The organism is Dokdonella ginsengisoli, from assembly GCF_042652785.1.
Classification (GTDB): Bacteria; Pseudomonadota; Gammaproteobacteria; order Xanthomonadales; family Rhodanobacteraceae; genus Dokdonella_A; species Dokdonella_A ginsengisoli.
The window spans coordinates 424260-444888 of the sequence record NZ_JBHSHD010000003.1; the positions used below are offsets into that span (position 1 = coordinate 424260).

Below are 20629 nucleotides of genomic sequence, written 5' to 3' on the forward strand. Positions count from 1 at the left end.
GCGATTCATCGGAAAGAGTGGACCGCGCGAACCGCGGCTAGTTCGCTTCCGGCGCTTCGTCGAGCGCGATTTCGCCGGTCAGCCAGGCGACGTTGACGCGCCACTCGCGCTGGCCCTGCAGCACCGAGATGTGGCCGCCGGTCGAACTTCCGTCCGGGAAGAAGCGGATGCCGCCCGAATTGCCGCCGGTGACCTCCGTCTCGGCCGTGGTCAGGCGCAGGTTCATGCCCTTGGGCAGCTTGACGGCGCCCTTGCCGGGCGCGGTGTAGGAATTGTTGTCCAGATCGAGCAGCAGGACCGACTGCTTGCCCTTCACGATCGCCTGTCCGCGCGTGTAGCGCAGCGCCGCGACGAGATCGCGGCTGGCGCCGCGGATCTTGGCGCTCTGCAGGCTCTTGGAAAAAGAGAACGTCACCGCCGTCAGCGCGATCGCCAGCAGCACGATCACCGCCATCAGTTCGACGAGGGTGAAGCCGTTCGCGCGACTGCGCGCGAACGGCTGGGAATGGGGAATCGGGAAACGGGAATCGGAAGAGCGCGCGGGTGCGACCGCTCTTCCCCATTCCCCATTCCCTATTCCCGATTCCCGGCTTTTCATTGCCAGTTGCCGTAGTCCTGGTTCACGCCATCGCCGCCGGCCTGGCCGTCCTTGCCGAGGAAGACGATGTCGAAGTCGCCGTGCTCGCCGGGCGACTTGTACTGGAACGGACGGCCGAACGGATCCTTCAGGTCGGATTCCTTCGCGTACGGCCCCTGCCAGTTCGAGGCATTGCCCGGCTTGCTGACCAGATCCTCCAGGCGCGCCGGCGGCGAGCCGTTGTCCAGCGCATAGCCTTCGATCTTTCCGGCCAGCGCCTGCACCTGCGCCTTGCCCGAGCCGTACTTGCCCTTGTCGACGTTCTTGCCGACCTGCTGCACGACGATGCCCGCGACGATGCCGATCAGCACGATCACGGCCAGCATCTCGATCAAGCTGAAGCCCGCCGCGCGCGGCAGGCGATGGTTACGCTTTGCTTTCATCTCTGCTTCCTCTTCTACGAACCCCGAACCCGAAATTCCGTCGTTCTCACTGCACCGCACCGGCGATGTTCATGATCGGCAGCACGATCGCCATCATGATCATCGCCACGATGACCGTCATCACGATCGTCGTCGCCGGCACCAGCGCGGCGAGCAGACGATCCAGCGTGTTCTTCACCTCGACGTCGAACGTGTCGGCGACCTTCAGCAGCATCGTGTCGAGCTCGCCCGATTCCTCGCCGACGCTGATCATCTGCAGCGCGAGCTTCGGGAAGCGCTTGGACTGCGTCAGCGCGTAGCCGAGGCCGCCGCCGGTCTTGACCTCTTCCGCCGCATTGCCGACCGCCTCGGCGAGCACGCTGTTGCCCATCACGTTGCGCGCGACGGTCAGCCCGTTCAGCAGCGGCACGCCGTTCTTCAGCAGCGTGCCGAGCGTGCGCGCCAGGCGCGCGGTCTCGACCTTGCGGATGACGTCGCCGGCGACGCGCAGCTTCAGCAGGCGCTCGTCGACCTTCAGCCGCGACACCGGATCGGCCATCTGCCGCCGCAGCCAGCCGGCACCGAAGATGACCGCGCCGAGGATCGCCCACCAGAAGTTCTGCAGGGTCGAGCCGACCGCGAGCACGATCTTGGTGATCAGCGGCATCTCGATGTTCATGTCCTGGAACATCGGCGCGAACTGCGGCACCACGTAGATCAGCAGCACCATCAGCGACAGCAGCACCATGCCGACCAGGAAGGCCGGATAGATCATTGCGTTGATGACGCTGCTCTTGAGCTGCGCGCTGCGCTCGAGGTAGTCGGCCAGGCGCGCGAGCGTGTCGTCGAGCGAACCGCCGGCCTCGCCCGCGCGCACCATGTTCACGTACAGGCGCGAGAAGCTGCCGTGCTCGGCCTCGAGCGCGTCCGACAGCGGCGTGCCGCCGCGCACCTGATCGCGGATGCGCTCGAGCATGCGCTTGGCTTTCTCGCCCTCGGGCAGGTCGAGCAGGATCTGCAGCGCGCGGTCGAGCGGCTGGCCGGCACCGAGCAGGGTCGCCAGCTGCTGGGTGAACTGCACGACCTGCGCCTCGCTCAGGGTCGCGCGCTTGAACAGGGCGGCGAACAGGCTGGCGGAATCGCCGCCGTCCGCCTCGCGCACCTCCAGCGGAATGTTGCCGGCGTCCTGCAGCTTGCCGATCGCCTCCTCGTGGGTGCCGACGTCGAGCTGGCCTTCCAGCGTCTCGCCGGAGGGCGTCACCGCCTTGTAGTAGTACAGGGTCATGCGGTCAGTTCTCCGACGAGGTCACGCGCAGCACCTCCTCGATCGTGGTGCTGCCCTGCAGGGACTTGACCAGCCCGTCCTCGAACATCGTGCGCATGCCTTCGGCGCGGGCCTGCTGCTCGATGTCGCCCATGCCGGCGTGCTGCATGATCTGGCGGCGGATCGCGTCGGACATGACGAGGAATTCCATGATCGTCGTACGGCCGAAGTAGCCGGTCGGATTCGCCACGCTGGAGCCGGGCTTGTAGATCTTGATCGGACGTTCGTCGGTGAACTTCTCCAGTTCGTATTCCTTGATCACCTCGGGCATCGCCTCGACCCGCTGCGCATTGGGCAGGTCGAGCCGCCGCACGAGACGCTGCGCGAGGATGCCGTTGACGGTAGAGGTCAGCAGGTAGTCCTCCACGCCCATGTCGAGCATGCGCGTGATGCCGCCGGCGGCGTTGTTGGTGTGCAGGGTGGAGAGCACCAAGTGGCCGGTCAGCGCGGACTGGATCGCGATCTTCGCGGTTTCCAGGTCGCGCATTTCGCCGATCATGATGATGTCCGGGTCCTGGCGCACGATCGAGCGCAGGGCATGCGAGAAATCCAGGCCGATCGCCGCCTTGGCCTGGATCTGGTTGATGCCTTCGATCTGGTACTCGACCGGGTCCTCGACCGTGATGATCTTGACGTCGTCGGTGTTGAGCTTGGACAGCGCCGTGTAGAGCGTGGTCGTCTTGCCCGAGCCGGTCGGGCCGGTGACCAGCATGATGCCGTGCGGCAGCTCCAGCACGTTGAGGAACTTCTGCAGGAACTGGTCGGTGAAGCCGAGCGTCTTGAAGTCGAACACGACCGCTTCGCGGTCGAGGATACGCATGACCACCGATTCGCCGTGCGCGGTCGGCACCGTCGACACGCGCAGGTCGAGCTCCTTGCCCTGCACGCGGATCATGATGCGGCCGTCCTGCGGCAGGCGGCGCTCGGCGATGTTGAGCTTGGCCATGATCTTGATGCGCGAGATGACCGCGGCGGTCGACGCCGCCGGCGGCGACTCGACCTCGTGCAGCACGCCGTCGATGCGGTAGCGCACCTTGAGGCGGTTCTCGAACGGTTCGACGTGGATGTCCGAGGTGCGCTGCTCGACCGCGCGCTGGATGATCAGGTTGACCAGGCGGATGACCGGCGCTTCCGAGGCGAGATCGCGCAGGTGCTCGATGTCGTCCTCGCTGCGATTGTTCTCGTCGGTCAGGTTCTCCACGATCGTGCCCATCGCCGAACGGCCGGAGCCGTAGTAGCGCTCGATGAGGTCGTCGATCTCGCTGCGCAGGCCGATGTTGAGCTTGATCTCGCGGCCGGTCGCCAGCCTGAGCGCCTGCAGCGGGAAGGCGTCGGCGGGGTCGGCCACCAGCACCGTCACTTCCTCGTCGGTCTCGCCGATCGGGCAGAGGTGGTGATGCTTGAGGAACCGCACCGAGGTCTGCACGTTCTGCGGCGGCGTCTCGGGGAATTCCTTCGCCGACAGCAGCGGCAGCGACAGCAGTTCGGACACCGCTTCGGCCATCTCGCGCTCGGAGACGAGTCCGAGCCGCGTCAGCAGCGACACCAGGCTGCCCGAGGCGGGGTCTTCCTCGTGCAGGCGGCGGCCGCGCACGAGGTCGGTTTCCTTCAGGCGGCCGCGCGCGACCAGGAACTGGCAGATGCGGTCGTCGAGGCTGGCCTCGACGGCGGGCCGCGAAGCGGCGGATTCGAGCGGAGCGACGGCTACCATAATGTCCACCTGTGCGACCTTCCGTGATCGCGACGGTCGAGGAACGGCCATTCCTGGCCGCGCATTTCAGTGAAAAACGGATTGTTTCACATTGGCACTGTGCGGGATCAAGCGCTGTTCTGACCCCGGCTTTCCCCTTCCGGTTCCCTCGCCGGCCGCACCAGCCGTTCGATGAACGCCTGGTTCAGTCCGATCCACAGCGCCGCCGGCACCACCGCCGGCAGGATCAGGTAGCCGAACTGGTAGGCGAACGCGATCGCATTGGGCGCCAGCCCGGCGCGGGCGGCCGCCGCGGCGCCTTCGGCGCCGGAGTCGAAGGCGATCACTTTCAGGCTCTCGGCGACCACGCCGCAGGCCTGCGCGAGCCAGATCGCGAGGAACGCGAACAGCATCTGCACCAGCCGCCGCCGCATGTTCAGCGGCGTCGCCATCGCCAGGCCGCTGAACAGCGGCAGGGAATATCCGTAGACCATCGGATTGATCGTCGGCTCGAGCACGCCGACGCCGCCGGGCCCGCCCGGCCCGGCCGGGATGGTGACCACCACCGTGGTCGTGAGCTGCACCAGGTAGCCGGCGTGCGCGACGACCTTGCCGCCGGCGTCGAGGATTTCACCGCCCTGCACGACCGCCGTGAAGAGTTCGTTCCACATGCCGAGCAGCATCATCCGCGCCAGCGCCACCGCCGGCTGCACCCACAGCGGCGCCAGCCAGAACCACACCACGAAGCACAGCGGCAGCCAGAGCAGCGCCTTCAGCGCGAATTCGCGGATCGGCGACAGACGCATCAGCCGACCCAGACGCGCGCGTTGCGGAACATGCGCATCCACGGCGAATCCTCGCTCCATTCGCGCGGTCGCCAGCTCAGCTGCGCGCTGCGGAACACCCGCTCCGGATGCGGCATCAGGATCGTCACGCGCCCGTCCGCCGCGGTGAAGCCGGCGTTTCCGTCGGCCGAGCCGTTGGAGTTCAGCGGGAACCGCGCGGTGGCGTGCCCGTGGTTGTCGACGAAGCGCACGCTGGCAATCGCACGCGCGGCGTCCGCCACGGCGGCGAATTCGGTGCGGCCCTCGCCGTGCGCGACGGCGACCGGAATGCGCGATCCGGCCATGCCGGCGAAGAAGATCGACGGCGAATCCAGCACTTCGAGCGTGACCAGACGCGCCTCGTACTGTTCGCTGGCGTTGCGCACGAAGCGCGGCCAGTGTTCCGCACCGGGGATGATCGATTTCAGGCTGGCCAGCATCTGGCAGCCGTTGCAGACGCCGAGCGCGAATTTCGACGCATCGGCGAAGAACGCGGCGAATTCCTCGCGCAGGCGCTCGTTGTACAGGATCGACGCGGCCCAGCCGCGGCCGGCACCGAGCACGTCGCCGTAGCTGAAGCCGCCGCAGGCGGCCAGCCCGGCGAATTCCGACAGCCGGCGCCGGCCGGTCTGCAGATCGGTCATGTGCACGTCCACCGCGTCGAAGCCGGCGCGCGTGAACGCGGCCGCCATCTCGACCTGCCCGTTGACGCCCTGGTCGCGCAGCACGGCCACGCGCGGACGCGCGCCCGTGGCGATGAACGGCGCGGCCACGTCCTCGGCCGGATCGAAGCCGAGCCTGGGCGTGATGCCCGGATCGCAGTCGTCGCAGCGCCAGTCGTTCTCGCCGTCGGCGCTCGCCGGATTGTCGCGCCGGCGCTGCATCGCGTGGCTGGTTTCCGACCATGCGCGCATCAGCTCGGCCCACTTCCACTTGGCCACCGGCTCGCCGCCGACGGCGAGCTTCACGCGCATGCGCGGATTCGGTGCACCGACGCGGTGGGCCAGCTCGCGCACGCCGTGCGCGTCCAGCAGCGCGAGGAATGCCTCGCGGTCGACCGTGCGGATCTGCACGACCGCGCCGAGCTCCTCGTTGAACAGCGCCGCCAGCGAATGCTCGGCCCAGCCGTCGAGCTTGAGATCCAGGCCGCAGTGCCCGGCGAAGGCCATTTCGAGCAGGGCGACGAGGACGCCGCCGTCGCTGCGATCGTGGTAGGCGAGCAGCAGGCCCTGCGCGTTGGCCGCCTGGACCGCGGCGAAGAAACCGGCGAACCGGCGCGGATCGTCCAGATCCGGCGGGGCGCCGCCGTCGCGGCCGAATACCTGCAGCAGTGCCGAGCCGCCGAGGCGGTTGGCGCCGGCGCCGACGTCGAGCAGCCACAGCTCGCTGTCGCCCTGGTCCAGCGCCAGCTGCGGCGTCAGCGCCTGGCGCACGTCGAACGCGCGCGCGAACGCCGAGACGATCAGCGACACCGGGGATACCGTCTGCTGGTCGATCGTTTCCAAGCCGGCGCCGCCCGCGCTCGACCAGCGCGTCTGCATCGACAGCGAATCCTTGCCGACCGGAATCGACACGCCCAGCGCGGGGCACAGCTCCATGCCGACGGCCTGCACCGCGTCGTACAGCGCCGCGTCCTCGCCAGGGACGCCGACCGCGGCCATCCAGTTCGCCGACAGGCGTACCTGGTCGAGCGCCACCGGCGCAGCGGCCAGATTCGTCAGCGCCTCGCCGACCGCCATGCGCGCGCTCGCGGCGGCATCGAGCAGCGCCAGCGGCGTGCGTTCGCCCATCGCCATCGCCTCGCCGGCGTAGCCGTCGAAGTCGCCGAGCGTGACCGCGCAGTCGGCCACCGGCACCTGCCAGGGTCCGACCATCGGATCGCGCGAGCACAGGCCGCCGACCGTGCGGTCGCCGATCGTGACCAGGAACGACTTGCTACCCACCGCCGGCAGGCGCAGCACGCGCCCGATCGCCTCGTCGAGCTCGATGCCTTCGATGTCCGGCACCAGGTCGACGCGCACGTCGCGGCGGCGTGCGTCGCGCTGCATGCGCGGCGCCTTGCCGAACAGCACGTCGAGCGGCAGGTCGATCGGTTCGCCGCCGAGCAGTTCGTCACTGACCAGAAGACGGCGCTCGGCGGTCGCCGTGCCGACCACCGCGAACGGGCAGCGCTCGCGCGCGCAGATCGCCTCGAAGCCGGCCAGGTCGTGCGCGTGCACGCCGAGCACGTAGCGCTCCTGCGATTCGTTGCACCAGATCTGCATCGGCGACAGCTGCGCGTCGTCGCTGGGAATCTTGCGCAGTTCGATGCGGCCGCCGACGCCGGAGTCGTTGAGCAGCTCGGGGATCGCGTTCGACAGGCCGCCGGCGCCGACGTCGTGGATGGAGACGATCGGGTTGTCGTCGCCTCGCGCCCAGCATGCGTCGATGACTTCCTGGCAGCGTCGCTGCATTTCCGGGTTGTCGCGCTGCACGGAGGCGAAATCGAGCTGTTCGCTGCTGGCGCCGCCGGCCATCGACGAGGCGGCACCGCCGCCGAGGCCGATCAGCATGGCCGGACCGCCGAGCACGACGACCGCATCGCCATCCTGCAGGCGGCGCTTTTCGACGTGCTGCGGACGCAGGTTGGCCAGGCCGCCGGCGATCATGATCGGCTTGTCGTAGCCGCTGCGCACCTGCGGCGTCGCGCCGGGCTGCTCGAAGGTGCGGAAATAGCCGCCCAGGCAGGGGCGGCCGAATTCGTTGTTGAACGCGGCGCCACCGAGCGGGCCGTCGCGCATGATCTCGAACGCGCTGGCGAAGCGCGGCGGCAGCGGACGTTCCTTCTCCCACGGCCGCGGCAGGTCCGGAATGCGCAGGTGCGAAACCGTGAAGCCGACCAGTCCGGCCTTCGGCTTGCCGCCGCGGCCGGTCGCGCCTTCGTCGCGGATTTCCCCGCCCGAGCCGGTCGACGCGCCCGGATACGGCGAGATCGCCGTCGGATGGTTGTGCGTCTCGACCTTGATCGCGTACGGCGCGCTCTCGGCGTGGCGGCGGAACACGCCGTCGCCCGCGTCGGCGAAGAAGCGCTGCACCGGATTGCCTTCGATCACCGCGGCGTTGTCGTGATACGCCGACAGCGTGTACGCCGGCGAGGACTGGTGCGTGTGCTTGATCATCGCGAACAGCGAGCGCGCCTGCGCCTGGCCGTCGACGCTGAACGAGGCGTTGAAGACCTTGTGCCGGCAGTGCTCGGAATTGGCCTGCGCGAACATCATCAGCTCGGCGTCGCTCGGATCGCGGCCGAGTTCCGCGTAGCGTTCGGCGAGGTAGGCGATCTCGTCGTCGGCCAGCGCCAGACCGAGCCGCGTGTTCGCCTCGGCCAGCGCCGCCGCCGCGGCGGCGTGCAGTTCCACGCGCAGCAGCGGCCCCGGCGCACCGGCATCGAACAGGTGCGCGGCGTCATCCAGCGAGGAAACCACCGACTGCGTCATCGGGTCGTGCAGGATGCGCACGACCGCGTCGCGCGCCTCACCGGCGGCGGGCAGCCCGACGAGGTCGAAGGCCAGGCCGCGCTCGATGCGCCGGACGGCGAAACCGCACTCCTGCAGGATGTCGGTCGCCTTGCTCGACCACGGCGAGCGCGTGCCGAGCCGCGGCACGACCCACACGGTGGCGGCGCGGGCGGGGCCGGCCTGCGCCTCGACCACCTCGCACAGGCGCGGCAGGTCGAGCGCCGCGTCGGCGGCCGGGTCGACGAAATAGACGTGATGCGCCGCCAGCACCTTGCAATCGGGCGCGGTGCGCGCGAGTTCGATGTTGAGGCGGTCGATGCGGAACGGAGACAGCGCAGGCAGGCCGTCGAGGGCGATCATGGCGCTCGGGCGATCAGGAACAGCTCGCTATGATACCGGATGCCCGCCTGCAACGCGGAAGACGAGTGCCTGCCGGAACCTGCGGCCAGGCACAGCCGCGGCCGGATCCGCACGCAGCCGTCGGCCGCGGAGCCATGTGCTCCGCGACCGCGGCAGTCACGGACGATCGCGCAGGTCAGTTCCCGGCCAGATGCACCGCGCCGAGCGACTGCAGCTTGGCGACCATCTGGTCCGGCGGCAGGTAGCCGCCGATCTTGGTGCCGTCCGCGGCGAGGATCGTCGGCGTGCCGTCGACGCCGACCTGGGTGCCGAGCTTGAACTGGTCGGCAATCGGGTTGTCGCACTTCGCCGGCGGCAGCGCCTTGCCGGCCTTGGCGTCGGTGAAGGCCGCATTGCGGTCCTTCGCGCACCACACCGAGACCGCCTTGTCGTACGAGGGCGTGTTGAGGCCGGTGCGCGGGAAGAACAGGTAGTCCACCTCGATGCCGCGCTTGTTGTACTCGGCGATCTGCGTGTGCATCTTGCGGCAGTAGCCGCAGTCGATGTCGGTGAACACCGTCACCTTGTACTTCGGCTTGCCGCCGGCGGCGGGAAACACGATGCGCTGGTCGGCGGGCACCGCGTCGAGCTTGACCTTGCTCTGCTGGGCGATGCGCGCAGCGGTCAGGTCGCGTTTTTCCTGCGCGTCGTAGAGCGAGCCCTGCATGAGGTACTGGCCGTCGTCGCTGATGTAGAGCATCTGGCTGCCGATGATGACCTGGCGATAGCCCGGAATCGGCGCTTCCTCGATCTTGTCGATCTTCGCCTGCGGCACCAGCGCCTGCAGCGCCTTGCGTGCGGCGGCATCGGCCGGGGAATCGGCGGCCTGGGCCAGCGGCGCCACCGCGCAGGCGGCGAGGAGAGAGGTACGGAGGACGGAACGGCGGAGGTTCATTTCGAAAAGTCCCAGGGTCAGTTCTTCGCCACGGCGACCTGCGCCAGGCGATCGAGTTCGGCGGCGAGCTGGTCGGGCGACTGCGCGAGCTGCGTCGGGATCTGCGTGCCGTCCGGGCCGAGGATCGTCGGCGTACCGCCGATGCCCAGCGAGGTGGCCAGCCGCGACAGCTCCGGGACCGGGTTCGGGCAGGTTCCCTTGCCCGGATCCTGCCCGCTCATCGCGGCGGTGAAGGCGGTCGAGCGATCCTTCGCGCACCACACGGCCTCGGCCTTCTTGTCGGCGCCGGGATGGATCGTCAACGGGTAGAACAGGTATTCCACCGCGATGCCCTTGGCGTTGTAGCCGGCGATCTGCTGGTGGAAACGACGGCAGAACGGACAGTCGATGTCCGTGAAGACGGTGATGGTGTGCTTGGTCTGCATCGGCGGCTGCGGCGCGAACACGATGCGCTTTTCCGGCCCGACCTTGTCGAGGGCGATCTTGCGCGCCTTGGCGCGCGACTTCGCGGTGAGGTCGCGCTTGTTGGCGACGTCGTAGGCGTTGCCGTCGACGATGTAGCGCCCGTCCTTGCTGATGTAGAGGAACTGGCCGCCGGCCATCGCCTCGTAGAAGCCGGGAATCGTCGACTCCTGCGCCACGTCCACTTTGATGTTGGGCGCCAGCGCCGCCATCGCCTTCTGGGCCGTCTCCTCGGGAGTGGCCGCCGTGGCCGTGACGGCAGCCAGCAGGCCGGCAATGAACAGGGGAAGACGCATGACGACCTCGTAGTTCGGAAAGGAAGCGGAATCCAGGACCGGCCACAGGCGGCTCGGCTTGCACGCGACCGGCGCGAGTTCCCTGCAGAAGGGATCGGACCGCCGCCGGACGGCTTGGTTCCGCGAAGGCCGGCGATTCTCGCACGTGGGGGTGGACGGGGGAAAGTGAAGCTCTTGACAGGTGCGAAAGGGATGTGGAAGGGCGGACCCAGTGCGGGTGGCCGAAAATGGGGGCTCCAGTGATCGCCCGGCTGTCGGCGCCGGGTGCTGGCGGGTGATGCTTGGTTCTATTCCTCTGGGAGGTATTTCCCGGCAACCGTCCCTGGTGCCGACGCCAGTCGGCTCCTGCCTCCTCCTCGCGGCACCGGAGGGCGCCGCTCGACCTCGGCGTTCGTCGCTGCAGACGACGCCCGATGGCGTCGTCTGAACGCAGCAGCGCTCGCTGCGCGAGCGGACGCTGTTGCTAGGCTCGGCCTTCCCGGCCTCGCCAAGCAACCCGGCCTCGGGCTCCTGCCCTCGGCGTTCGTCATCGCACGCGATGCCCGGCGGCATCGCGTAAGCGCGATGACTCACCCCCTCGGGTGGTGTTTCTGGTGGAGGCGTTTCAGGCCCTCCTTGGCCACCAGGGTGTAGATCTGCGTCGTCGACAGCGAGCTGTGGCCGAGCATCAGCTGCAGTGCGCGCAGGTCGGCACCGTGGTTGAGCAGGTGCGTGGCGAAAGAATGCCGCAGCACGTGCGGCGAAATGCGTTGCGGCGAGACGCCGACCGCCAGCGCGTGCTTCTTGACCAGGGTCCAGAACATCTGCCGCGTCATCGCCGCGCGGCGGTTGCTGACGAACAGCGCCTCGCTGCGCCCGCCCTTGAGCAGCACCGGACGCGCCTCGCCGACGTAGCGGGTCAGCCAGTGCGCGGCCTCGTCGCCGAGCGGAACCAGGCGCTCCTTGCCGCCCTTGCCGAGCACGCGCAGCACGCCCTGGCGCAGGTTGACCTGGGCGGCGACCAGGCCGACCAGCTCGCTGACGCGCAGGCCGGTCGCGTACATCAGTTCGAGCATGGCGCGATCGCGCAGGCCGAGCGGCGTTTCCGGCGGCGCGCGCAGCAGGTTCTCGATCTCGCCTTCGGACAGCGCCTTGGGCAGGTTGCGCGGCAGTTTCGGGGCGTCGACCAGCAGGGTCGGGTCGGCGTCGAGTCGCCCCAGGCGCACCAGCAGGCGATGGAAATGACGCAGGCTCGACAGCAGGCGCGCGTTCGAGCGCGCGGCGTAGCCGCCCGCGCTGCGTTCGCCGAGATAGGCCTGCACCTGCTCGCGGCCGGCGCTGGACAGCGACAGGCCGCGCGCGGCGAGCCAGCGCGCGTAGCCTTCCAGGTCGCGCTGGTAGCTCGCCAGCGTGTTATCGGCGAGGCCGAGTTCGGACCAGGCGCGTTCGCGGAAGTCGGCGATCAGGCGCGCGTCGTCCGCTGCGAGGCCGGCCGCCGCCGTGGGAGATTTCATGCCGGATGCGATCCGTCGCGCGCGGCGCGCGCTTGCGCCGGGCAGCCTAAACCGTGACCCTAGCCTTCGTCACTGCCGTCCGCCCTCGATGACCCCGCAACCGTCCGCTCCGCTGCTGCTGCGACTGGCCGCCGCCGTCTACGACCTGTTTCCCCTGATCGCGCTGTGGATGCTGACCGCGGCGCTGTTCCTGCTCGCCGTCCGCGGCGAGGTCGACGTGGCGCATCCGCCGGCGACGTTCCATCTGGCGCAGCAGCTGGCCACGCTCGCCGTGACGGCCGCCTATTTCGTGGTTTCCTGGGCGCGCGGCGGCCAGACCATCGGCATGCGCGCGTGGCGGCTGCGCGTGGTCGCGGCCGAGGGTGGCGCGCTGCCGTGGTCGCGCGCGCTGCTGCGCTTCGCGGTCGCGCTGGTGTCGCTGTTCGCGCTCGGCCTGGGCTTCGTGTGGTGCCTGATCGACCGCGAACGCCGCAGCTGGCACGATCTGGCCGCCCGCAGCCGCATGGAGCGACTGCCCGCGCGCTAGCGCGCGGCGGCGGCGGGTCAGGCCGCCAGCGCCTGCGCGATCAGGCCTTCGATCGCGTCCAGGTCCGGGATCACCGCGCGGTCGTCGCGCACCAGAACTTCGGAATGCACGCCGACCGCGTGCGGCGTCTCGTCGGCGGTCGGCAGCAGCAGCTCCGAGGTAATCGTGGTCAGGCGCGGGAAGCCCTGCGCGAGCAGCGCGATGAACGGCATGCCGGCATTGCCGCCGATCGCCTTCAGCACCGCGACGCGCGCGTTCGCGCGGCTTTCCTCGGCCAGCGCGCCGGTCAGCATCGGGAAGGAGAACAGCGGCAGCCGCCAGCCGCGCCAGGCCAGCCGCCCGAGCAGCCAGACCGGCGCGTTGGCGACGCGCTCGGGCGGCGTATAGCTGATGACTTCGGCCACGGTCGCGTTGGGCAGCAGGACGCGCCCGCCGGTGACGGGCACCATGACGCCGCGGATTTCGCGCGGTAGATCGGCCATCTTCAGATCCCCTGTTTCGATTCCGCCAGCAGCTGTTCGGCCAGGTCGCGCGGCGAGCCGACGAAGCCGACCACGCCGGTGTCGCGCACGCCGTCGACCATCGCGCTGACCACGCAGGTTTCCGGGTCCTGCGCGTAGACGCGGCCGCCCTTCTCCGCCAGGTAGCGGCAGCCCTCGACGGCGTCGTTGGACATGCCCGAGAAGATGATCGCGCCGGCGGCGGGGCCGAAGCGGTCGGCGACGTCGCGCAGCACGCGGTCGATCGACGGGCTGTATTCGCCGCGCGTGCCGTCGCGTTCGAGCACCACGATGCCTTCGGGATCGACCTGCAGCCGGTGCGTGGCGGGCACCACCGCGACCTCGCCGTGGCCGATGCGCTCGCCGTGCGTGGGCATGCGCACGGTCAGCGGTGTCGCCTTGGCGAGCTGGCGCGCCATCAGGTCGACGAATTCGTTGCCCAGGTGCTGCGCCAGCAGGAACAGCGCCGGATAGTCGCGCGGCAGCCCGGCCAGGAACTCGCGCACCGATTCCGGTCCGCCGATCGAGGCGCCGAGCACCCACACGCGGCGCACCTTCGCCGGCACGACCACCGCATCCGGGTCGAGCCAGGCCTCGTGCGGCTCGGATTCGACCGCCGCCGGCGCGACCGCCTCCTCCATCGGGATCAGCTCCAGCACGCGCCCGCCTTCCGCCACGGCCGGCACCGGCGGCGCTTCGTCGTCGGCGCCCTGCGGGGCGAGGTATTCCTCGGCGCTGAGCGTTTCGATGCCGAACGCCGCGGTGTCGTCGGAGGCTTCCGCCTCGCCGGCGTCGAGCACGTCCTCGAGCGACCAGTGCGACGGCGCGCCGGGCGCCGCCTCCGCAGAGGGCGGCGGCGCAGGCGCGTCTTCGTCGAAGGCCGCCACCAGCGTCTGGTCGATGGCGAAATCCTGCACGTCGAAGTCGTCGAGCGCGGCGGCGTCGAAGTCGACCTCGCCGGAGTCCGCTTGCGCCATTTCACCCGGTCGTTCGAGGGCCGGCACGACCGGCTCCGCGGCCGCCTCGCCCGGCGCCGCGGAGTCGTCGAAATCGGTCAGGTCGAAGGGCTCCAGCAGCAGGGCCTCGATCTCGTCGTCCGCCTGAGTCTCGCCGGTCTCGACGACGAAGGCCGATTCGGCCAGCACCAGACCGCCCGCGTCGTCGGCCGCTTCGAGCGGCGCGTCGTTCTGCGGAGCGACCTCGTGCAGCGGGAACGCCTCGGCTTCGGCGTCCGCGACGCTCGCCACGGCGTCTTGGGCCTCTGCGCGCCACGGCGAAGGCACCGCCTGCGCGTCCGCCGGCCGCGGCGGATCGATGTCGGCCTGGCCGAGCACCTTGGCCGCCAGATGGCGCGCCCAGCGCGCCTGATCCCAGCCGGACAACGCGCTCGACACCTCGGCGTCGTTGAAGACGACCCGATAGCGCGTATCGGCGAGCAGCCCGTCGAGATCGTCCAGCTGCGGCTCGGATTGCGAATCGAGATTGACCACGACGACGTTCGCGTGCGAGCGCTCCAGCGCGGCGCGATCGACGTCGTGGGTGGAGGTTTCATAGACCACCGGCGCGCCGAGCGAGAGCAGCGCTTCGCGCAGGTGCGCGCCGCGCTCGGGCGTCTGGCTCAGCAGGGCGACGGCGACGGCGTCTCTAGACATGATCGCGCCTCAGGATTTCCTGCACGTGCCGCAGCAGATCGTCTTCCTGGTACGGCTTGCCCAGATACCGCTCGACGCCGATTTCCAGCGCGCGCTGGCGGTGCTTCTCGCCGGTGCGCGAGGTGATCATGATGATCGGCACCGCCTGCATGCGCGGATCGTTGCGCATGTAGGTGGCCAGCTCGTAGCCGTCCATGCGCGGCATCTCGATGTCCAGCAGCATCAGGTCCGGCACGCTGTCCTGCAGCTTCTCCAGCGCGTCGAGTCCGTCCTTCGCGGTGATCACGTCGAGGTCGGCGCGCTCGAGCACGCGCGTGGTGACCTTGCGCATCGTGATGGAATCGTCGACCACCATCACCAGCGGCTTCTGGCGCGTCTCCGGCGCGTGGCCGATTTCGGCGTCGAGCCAGGCCGGCGCCTCGTCGACCGCGCCGGCCTCGACGCGTGCGCGCAGCGAGGCGAGACGGCGCACCAGCGGCGCGAGGTCGAGAATGATCACGACCGCGCCGTCGCCCATGATCGTCGCGCCGAAGATGCCGGGCACCGAGCTGAGCTGCGGGCCGACCGACTTGACCACGATTTCGCGCGAGCCGACCACGCTGTCGATGCGCACGGCGGCGCGCTGGTCGCCGCTGCGCGTCATCAGCAGCGGCACCTGCACGTCTTCTCCCGCGCGCTGGCGCGGCAGGCCGAGCAGCTGCGCCAGGTCGTGGATCACGTATTCCTCGCCGGCGTAGACGTGCTTCGGGTCGCCGGCCGCGAGACGGCGTTCGAGGTCGTCGCGCGCGACGCGCGCCACGCCCTGCACCGACGACATCGGAATGGCGTAGCTGGCATCGCCGAGCTTGACCAGGATCGCCTGCGTGACCGCCAGCGTGAACGGCAGGCGGATGGTGAACATCGTGCCCTTGCCGGGCGTCGAGTCGATCGCCAGCGAGCCGCCGAGCTGCTTGATCTCGTTGTGCACGACGTCCATGCCGACGCCGCGCCCCGCCAGCTGGGTGACCTCGGCCGCGGTCGAGAATCCGCTCTCCAGCACGAATCCGTACAGGTCGCGGTCGGACAGCACCGCGTCGGCGGCGAGCAGGCCGCGCTCGATGGCCTTGCGGCGGATCGCCTCGCGATCCATGCCGCGGCCGTCGTCGGACACGTGCAGCACGACTTCGGTGGCTTCGCGGCTGACCGCGATGTCGACCGTGCCTTCGGCCGGCTTGCCCGCGGCGACGCGGTCCTCCGGCGCCTCGATGCCGTGCGCGAGCGCGTTGCGCAGCATGTGCTCGAACGGCGCCTTCATGCGCTCGAGCAGGTTGCGGTCCATTTCGCCGTGCGCGCCGTCCACCTTCAGCTGCACGCGCCGGCCGGTTTCCTGTGCGGCCTGCCGCAGCGTGCGGCGCAGGTTCGGCACCAGCGAATCGAACGGCACCATGCGCGTACGCATGAGGCCTTCCTGCAGCTCGGAGTTCACGCGCGACTGCTGCAGAAGCAGCGTCTCGGACTGGCGCGTCTGCTCGTCGAGCAGGCCCTGGATCGAGATCAGGTCGGACACCGACTCGCTCAGCGCGCGCGACAGCTGCTGCAGCTGGGAGAAGCGGTCCAGCTCGAGCGGATCGAATGCGGTGGCGCCGTGGTCGTGCTGTTCGCGCTGGTAGCGCGCGATGATCTGCGCCTCCGTTTCGATCTCCAGCTTGCGCAGCTGGTCGCGCAGACGCGTGACGGTCTGGTCGAACTCGACCAGGTTGAAGCGGAAGGTGGAAACCTGCTGCTCCAGGCGCGAGCGGTAGATCGACACCTCGCCGGCGTAGTTGACCAGCGAGTCGAGCAGATCCGAGCGCACGCGGATCATTTCCTGCGGCGCGCGCGCGGTGTCGTCGTCGACCGTCGCGGTCAGATGCCGCGGTGCCGGACGCTGCGGCGCCGCGGGTTCCGGCGTCGGTGCCGGCTCCACCGCGGCGCGGTCGAGCACGGACAGGCGCTCGGCGACCTGGCCTTCGCCGGCGACCAGCCGCTCGAAGTGCGCGATCGCGTGATCGGGCATGGCGATCGCGCGACGGTGCGCGACACGCTGGACCAGGCCGTGCAGCCGGTCGAAGCCGCGTTCGAGCGATTCGACGGCGGCGCGGTCGACCTCGCGACGGCCGTCGCCGAGTGCATCGACCAGCGATTCCATCGCATGGCTGAGATCGCCGATCGGCGCGAGCCCGGCCATGCGCGCGCCGCCCTTGAGCGTGTGCAGCTCGCGCTGCAGGCCGGCGATCGGCGCGCGTTCGTGCGGCGCCTCGCGCAGCTGCGCGACGAGCGCGTCGGCCTGGTCGAGGATGTCGGCGCCTTCCTGCGCGAAGATGTCGAGCAGGTCCGAATCGATGTCCGGTGCGTCGAGCGGACCGTCCGGCTGCGGATCGTCGGCGATCGCCGGCGCCGGAGCACCGAACAGCGGCACGCGCACCGGCGCGGGCGCGGGGGCCTGCGCCACCGGCTCGTTCGCCACCGGTTCGAACGGCGGCTCGAACGGCACCGGCTCGTCGACCGGCGCCGCCGTGTCGTCGGCGGGCGCGTGGGGAAGGTCCGTGCCGGCCGTGCTCTCCAGCACGAATTCCTCGATCTCGGACGACGCGGATCCGGATGCCGGCTCGTCGGCCGCTTCCGGCGCGAAGAACGCCACCGGCTCGTCGAGCTCGTCCGCACGTTCCGCAGGCGATCCGGTGTCGATCGTTGCGTCGTCTCCGATATCCGCGTCGCGCTCGTCCTCCGCCTCGAAGGACAGGGAACGCTCGCCGGACAGATCCTCGAGCGAGAATTCGTGAACGGTCGGCGCGGACTCCGGCGTGTCCGCCGTCGGCGCATCGGGATCGAAGCTTTCCAGCGAGGCGATCAGGTCTTCCGGAATCGCGATGTTGCGCAGAGTGTCGTCCGGCTCGGTCTCGATCGCCTGCAGGGCACGTTCGAGATCGTCGACGGAGTCGCCGCTGCCCACCGGCGACGACGGTTCGGACGCGAACGCGGACTCGCGTTCGAACGTGCCCACACTGGCCTCGCCGTCGTACGCCTGCGGCGCAGCCGGCCCGCCGGCATCGGCACCGGCGTCGTACAGCGACAGCACCGCCTCCGGTTCGGGCAGCGAGTCGCGCAGCGCGGCGACGCGGTCGGCCAGTGCGTCCGAATCGGGCAGATCCGGCCGACGCGACTCCAGGCGCTGCATGACCTCGCGCGTCAGCGCGACGGTTTCGTGCAGCGCCGCGATGCCTTCCGGCTCCGGTGCGGCGGAGGCACCGCGCAGACGCTTGACGTAGCTCTCCAGCGGCGCCAGCACGTTGCCGATGGCCGGGATGTCGACCATCGCGATCGCGCCGTTGAGCGTGTGCACCGCGCGCAGCAGCGGCTCGCTGGCGCGCACCGGCTCGGGCGCGCAGCGCGCGAGGTAGTCTTCGATCGTGCCCAGGTGCGCGGCGACTTCGCTCTGCAGGATGTCGAACAGCACCGGATCGACGTTCGGCAGCGGACCGGCGACCAGCTCCTCGCCCGGCGCCTCGAACGCGGCCAGCGCGTCGTCGCCGTGGACGTCCTCGGAAAAGGCCGGCAGCACGGTATCGGCCGGCGGCACGCGCCGGCGCACGACGCGACGCTGCGTGCGCGTCGCCGCGCCCGCCGGCGGCAGCACCGCGTCCTCGCCGGCGGCCAGGCGCTCGGCGACGTCGGCGATCGCGTCGACGCGCGCCGCGCCCACGCGCTCGCCGCGCAGCGCGGACAGCAGCGAGGGCACCGCGTCGATCGCCTCGTCGACCAGCGCGATGACGTGATGACCGGGCTTGACCGTGCCGTCGAGCACGCGGTTGAGCAGGTTCTCGACTTTCCAGCTGAACTCGCCGAGCGCGCGCGCGCCGACCAGGCGGCCGGAGCCCTTCAGCGTGTGGAACGAGCGCCGCACGGACTTCAGCTCGTCGAGGTTGTCGACGTCGCGCTTCCAGACCGGCATCTGCTGGCGCAGGTTGGAAATCTCCTCGTCCACTTCCTCGACGAAGATCTCGCGGATGCCGTCGTCGATGTCCTCGCCCGGCGCGGCCTGGAAGCCCGGCAGCGGTTCGTCGTCGAACGGAACCTCTTCCTCGATCTCCTCGTCGATCTCGATCCAGCCGGCGTCCTCGTCGGCGCCGGTGTCCGCAAAACGCAAACCGGTCAGGTCGTGTTCGTACGGCGCGCTCGCACCGGCCTCGCCGATCAGCAGGTCGTGCAGATCACGGCCGGGAGCGACCGCGACGTGCGGCGTCGGCGTCTGGCCCATGTCGCCGGCGGCCGGTCGCGCCGGGGATCCGTCCGCCGGCTCGTCCGCGGTCTGCAGCGGCAGTTCGGTGAACGGCCGCGCCGGCGCGCGTTCCAGCGGCCAGTAGCCGAGCGCCTCCAGGCTTTCGCGCGCGACGTCGAGGATCTTCTCGCGATGGCGGCGCTGTTCGCGCGTCGCCTCGAGGTAGTACTCGATCGCCGCCAGCGCATCGGCGAGCTTGTCCATCTGCTCGGCGGTCGGCACGCGCCGGTGCGCGATCAGCTCGACCTCGACGAAACGCACCACCGCAGCCATCAGCTCGGCCGCGTCGGGCAGCCCGAGCATGCGCAGCGCGCCGGAGATCTCCTCCAGCAGGCGCGGGATCTGGCCGACCCGCTCGTGGTCCCACGGCGACTCGATGAAGGCGACGATGTCGTGCTTGGCCTGCACGATGTTGACCGAGGCCTCGCGCATCAGCGCGTCGAGGATGCGGCGCACCTCGGCCTTGGGCAGTTCCAGCCCTTCGATGCGCGCGGTGCTGCCGTCGACGGCGTCACCGAGGCGTTCGATGTGGTCGTCCAGAGAAGCTTCGACGTAGAGCAGCGCGCCGGCGACGTCGAGCAGCGCGCCTTCGTCGACGCCGCGCTGGCGCGCGGCCATCTCCTCGACGATGTCGCGCTGCTCGTCGACGACGCGGCGCGGCACGCCCAGGCCGAGCATGCCGAGCGTGTCGCCGACGCGGCGCAGCACCTCGACCTGGCCCTGCAGCTCGGCCGGATCGGCGTCGCGGCTGCGCAGGAAGATGTCCAGCGCTTCCTTCACGCGCAGCAGGTCGTCCTTGATCGCGGCGGACACGGTGCCGAGCAGGTTCTTGTTGCGCCCGGTCATCGAGCCTTGCGCGTGCTGCAGCTCGACTTCGGTCGGCAGCAGCGTGTCGAGCCGGTAGACGCGACTGATCTCGGCGCAGCGCGGACCGCGCGCGCCGGAATGCGCCACGTAGTACAGGAGGTTCTTGGTCAGCTCGCGCGGCGGCGCCGCGTCGAAGCCGGCGTCGCCCTCGCCGGCGTAGCGGTGGATCTCGCGATCGACGCGGCCGAACAGCAGCTTCACCGCGACGCTGGCCTCGAGCCCGCCGTCGCGCACCGCCTCGATCGCGCCGGCGGCGATCCACCACAGGCGCCGTGCCGGATCGGAATGCGAGATCGCGCGCAGGCGGTCGAGCACGTCGATCAGGCGGTTGAGGTGTTCGGAGGCACCCTCGTCGCGGAACCACTTCAGCAGCGCCGCCTGGAAGCCCAGGCGCAGGCGCAGCGCCTGCGTGCGGCGTTCGGCCGCCGCCAGCGGCTGCGCGCTGCCGGCCGCGGAAAGCGGCAGCGCGGCGGCGAGGTCGGGCGAAAACAGCGCCGATTCGCTGAGCAGGTTCTCGCCGCGGCAGGCGCGCAGGTCGTTGAGCAGCGGCAGCAGGACGATCGGGATGTCCTTGTGGCCGCTCTGCAGGCGTTCGAGATAGTCCGGCAGCTGCACCATGCCGCGCATCAGCACCGAGTACGCCTCGTCGCGCTGGCGCACGGTGTCGGCGACGAGCGCGTCGGCCAGACGCTCCATGTTCTCCACCACCATGGCCGCGCCGTACAGCTCGACCATGCGCAGCGTGCCCTGGACCTGGTGCAGGTGCGTCACGCACTCGCGCATCGGCGTCAGATCCTCCGGCGCCTCCACGTAGCGCTCGAGCGCGTCCCGCGCCTGCGCCAGGGTCGCGTCGAGCGCCGGCTTGATCCAGTTGAGTGCGGTGAAGTCGCCGTCCTCGTGCAGTTTCATGT

13 protein-coding genes are annotated in these 20629 nt (G+C 70.0%); 1 reads left to right on the plus strand and 12 read right to left on the minus strand.

The genetic code is table 11. From position 1 onward, the window contains the following. Nucleotides 1-37: 37 nt before the first annotated feature. From ACFO6Q_RS04065 to xerD, 9 genes are all read right to left on the minus strand, one after another. Nucleotides 38-514 (minus strand): GspH/FimT family pseudopilin, encoded by a 477-nt coding sequence (locus tag ACFO6Q_RS04065; protein WP_380019298.1) that lies wholly within the window; start codon nucleotides 512-514, stop codon nucleotides 38-40. Nucleotides 515-594: 80 nt separating this feature from the next. Further along, nucleotides 595-1020 (minus strand): type II secretion system major pseudopilin GspG, encoded by a 426-nt coding sequence (gspG, locus tag ACFO6Q_RS04070; protein WP_380019249.1) that lies wholly within the window; start codon nucleotides 1018-1020, stop codon nucleotides 595-597. 46 nt (nucleotides 1021-1066) lie between these two features. Continuing rightward, nucleotides 1067-2284, minus strand: coding sequence for a type II secretion system inner membrane protein GspF (gene gspF, locus ACFO6Q_RS04075; RefSeq protein ID WP_380019250.1), 1218 nt, complete (start codon nucleotides 2282-2284; stop codon nucleotides 1067-1069). A gap of 4 nt (nucleotides 2285-2288) precedes the next feature. Further along, nucleotides 2289-4034, minus strand: coding sequence for a type II secretion system ATPase GspE (gene gspE / locus ACFO6Q_RS04080; protein ID WP_380019252.1), 1746 nt, complete (start codon nucleotides 4032-4034; stop codon nucleotides 2289-2291). 107 nt (nucleotides 4035-4141) lie between these two features. Then, on the minus strand, nucleotides 4142-4819 hold the full coding sequence (locus tag ACFO6Q_RS04085) for an exosortase H-associated membrane protein (RefSeq protein ID WP_380019254.1): 678 nt from the start codon (nucleotides 4817-4819) through the stop codon (nucleotides 4142-4144). Beyond that, on the minus strand, nucleotides 4819-8691 hold the full coding sequence (gene purL, locus ACFO6Q_RS04090) for a phosphoribosylformylglycinamidine synthase (protein WP_380019255.1): 3873 nt from the start codon (nucleotides 8689-8691) through the stop codon (nucleotides 4819-4821). The genes ACFO6Q_RS04085 and purL overlap by 1 nt, the downstream gene beginning before the upstream one ends. Nucleotides 8692-8866: 175 nt before the next feature. Continuing rightward, nucleotides 8867-9625 (minus strand): DsbC family protein, encoded by a 759-nt coding sequence (locus tag ACFO6Q_RS04095; RefSeq protein WP_380019257.1) that lies wholly within the window; start codon nucleotides 9623-9625, stop codon nucleotides 8867-8869. A gap of 17 nt (nucleotides 9626-9642) precedes the next feature. Then, a complete protein-coding gene (locus ACFO6Q_RS04100; RefSeq protein WP_380019258.1) occupies nucleotides 9643-10383 on the minus strand; it encodes a DsbC family protein in 741 nt (246 codons plus the stop codon). Nucleotides 10384-10952: 569 nt separating this feature from the next. Then, on the minus strand, nucleotides 10953-11876 hold the full coding sequence (gene xerD, locus ACFO6Q_RS04105; protein ID WP_380019259.1) for a site-specific tyrosine recombinase XerD: 924 nt from the start codon (nucleotides 11874-11876) through the stop codon (nucleotides 10953-10955). A gap of 88 nt (nucleotides 11877-11964) precedes the next feature. On the opposite strand from xerD, the gene ACFO6Q_RS04110 reads away from it, so the two are divergent. Continuing rightward, nucleotides 11965-12402 carry an RDD family protein gene (locus ACFO6Q_RS04110; protein WP_380019260.1) on the plus strand — a complete coding sequence of 146 codons (438 nt, stop codon included), beginning with the start codon at nucleotides 11965-11967 and terminating at the stop codon, nucleotides 12400-12402. A 17-nt stretch (nucleotides 12403-12419) separates the two neighbouring features. Here the strand turns inward: ACFO6Q_RS04110 and ACFO6Q_RS04115 are convergent, their stop codons facing one another. Genes ACFO6Q_RS04115 through ACFO6Q_RS04125 form a run of 3 tightly spaced genes read right to left on the minus strand, consistent with a single transcriptional unit; the run spans nucleotide 12420 to nucleotide 20627 of the window. Continuing rightward, nucleotides 12420-12884: a chemotaxis protein CheW gene (locus tag ACFO6Q_RS04115; RefSeq protein ID WP_380019261.1), complete on the minus strand. Its 465-nt coding sequence runs from the start codon at nucleotides 12882-12884 to the stop codon at nucleotides 12420-12422. A 2-nt stretch (nucleotides 12885-12886) separates the two neighbouring features. After that, entirely contained in the window at nucleotides 12887-14554 is a 1668-nt protein-coding gene (locus tag ACFO6Q_RS04120; RefSeq protein WP_380019262.1) for a chemotaxis protein CheB, read from the minus strand. Further along, nucleotides 14547-20627: a hybrid sensor histidine kinase/response regulator gene (locus ACFO6Q_RS04125; protein WP_380019263.1), complete on the minus strand. Its 6081-nt coding sequence runs from the start codon at nucleotides 20625-20627 to the stop codon at nucleotides 14547-14549. The genes ACFO6Q_RS04120 and ACFO6Q_RS04125 overlap by 8 nt, the downstream gene beginning before the upstream one ends. Between the last annotated feature and the right edge of the window lie 2 nt (nucleotides 20628-20629).

Bases quoted from the DNA above. Each gene is read 5' to 3' on its own strand.
- gspG (WP_380019249.1), bottom strand. From the start codon at position 1,020: ATGAAAGCAAAGCGTAACCATCGCCTGCCGCGCGCGGCGGGCTTCAGC.
- gspF (WP_380019250.1), bottom strand. From the start codon at position 2,284: ATGACCCTGTACTACTACAAGGCGGTGACGCCCTCCGGCGAGACGCTG.
- gspE (WP_380019252.1), bottom strand. From the start codon at position 4,034: ATGGTAGCCGTCGCTCCGCTCGAATCCGCCGCTTCGCGGCCCGCCGTC.
- ACFO6Q_RS04085 (WP_380019254.1), bottom strand. From the start codon at position 4,819: ATGCGTCTGTCGCCGATCCGCGAATTCGCGCTGAAGGCGCTGCTCTGG.
- purL (WP_380019255.1), bottom strand. From the start codon at position 8,691: ATGATCGCCCTCGACGGCCTGCCTGCGCTGTCTCCGTTCCGCATCGAC.
- ACFO6Q_RS04095 (WP_380019257.1), bottom strand. From the start codon at position 9,625: ATGAACCTCCGCCGTTCCGTCCTCCGTACCTCTCTCCTCGCCGCCTGC.
- ACFO6Q_RS04100 (WP_380019258.1), bottom strand. From the start codon at position 10,383: ATGCGTCTTCCCCTGTTCATTGCCGGCCTGCTGGCTGCCGTCACGGCC.
- xerD (WP_380019259.1), bottom strand. From the start codon at position 11,876: ATGAAATCTCCCACGGCGGCGGCCGGCCTCGCAGCGGACGACGCGCGC.
- ACFO6Q_RS04110 (WP_380019260.1), top strand. From the start codon at position 11,965: ATGACCCCGCAACCGTCCGCTCCGCTGCTGCTGCGACTGGCCGCCGCC.
- ACFO6Q_RS04115 (WP_380019261.1), bottom strand. From the start codon at position 12,884: ATGGCCGATCTACCGCGCGAAATCCGCGGCGTCATGGTGCCCGTCACC.
- ACFO6Q_RS04120 (WP_380019262.1), bottom strand. From the start codon at position 14,554: ATGTCTAGAGACGCCGTCGCCGTCGCCCTGCTGAGCCAGACGCCCGAG.
- ACFO6Q_RS04125 (WP_380019263.1), bottom strand. From the start codon at position 20,627: ATGAAACTGCACGAGGACGGCGACTTCACCGCACTCAACTGGATCAAG.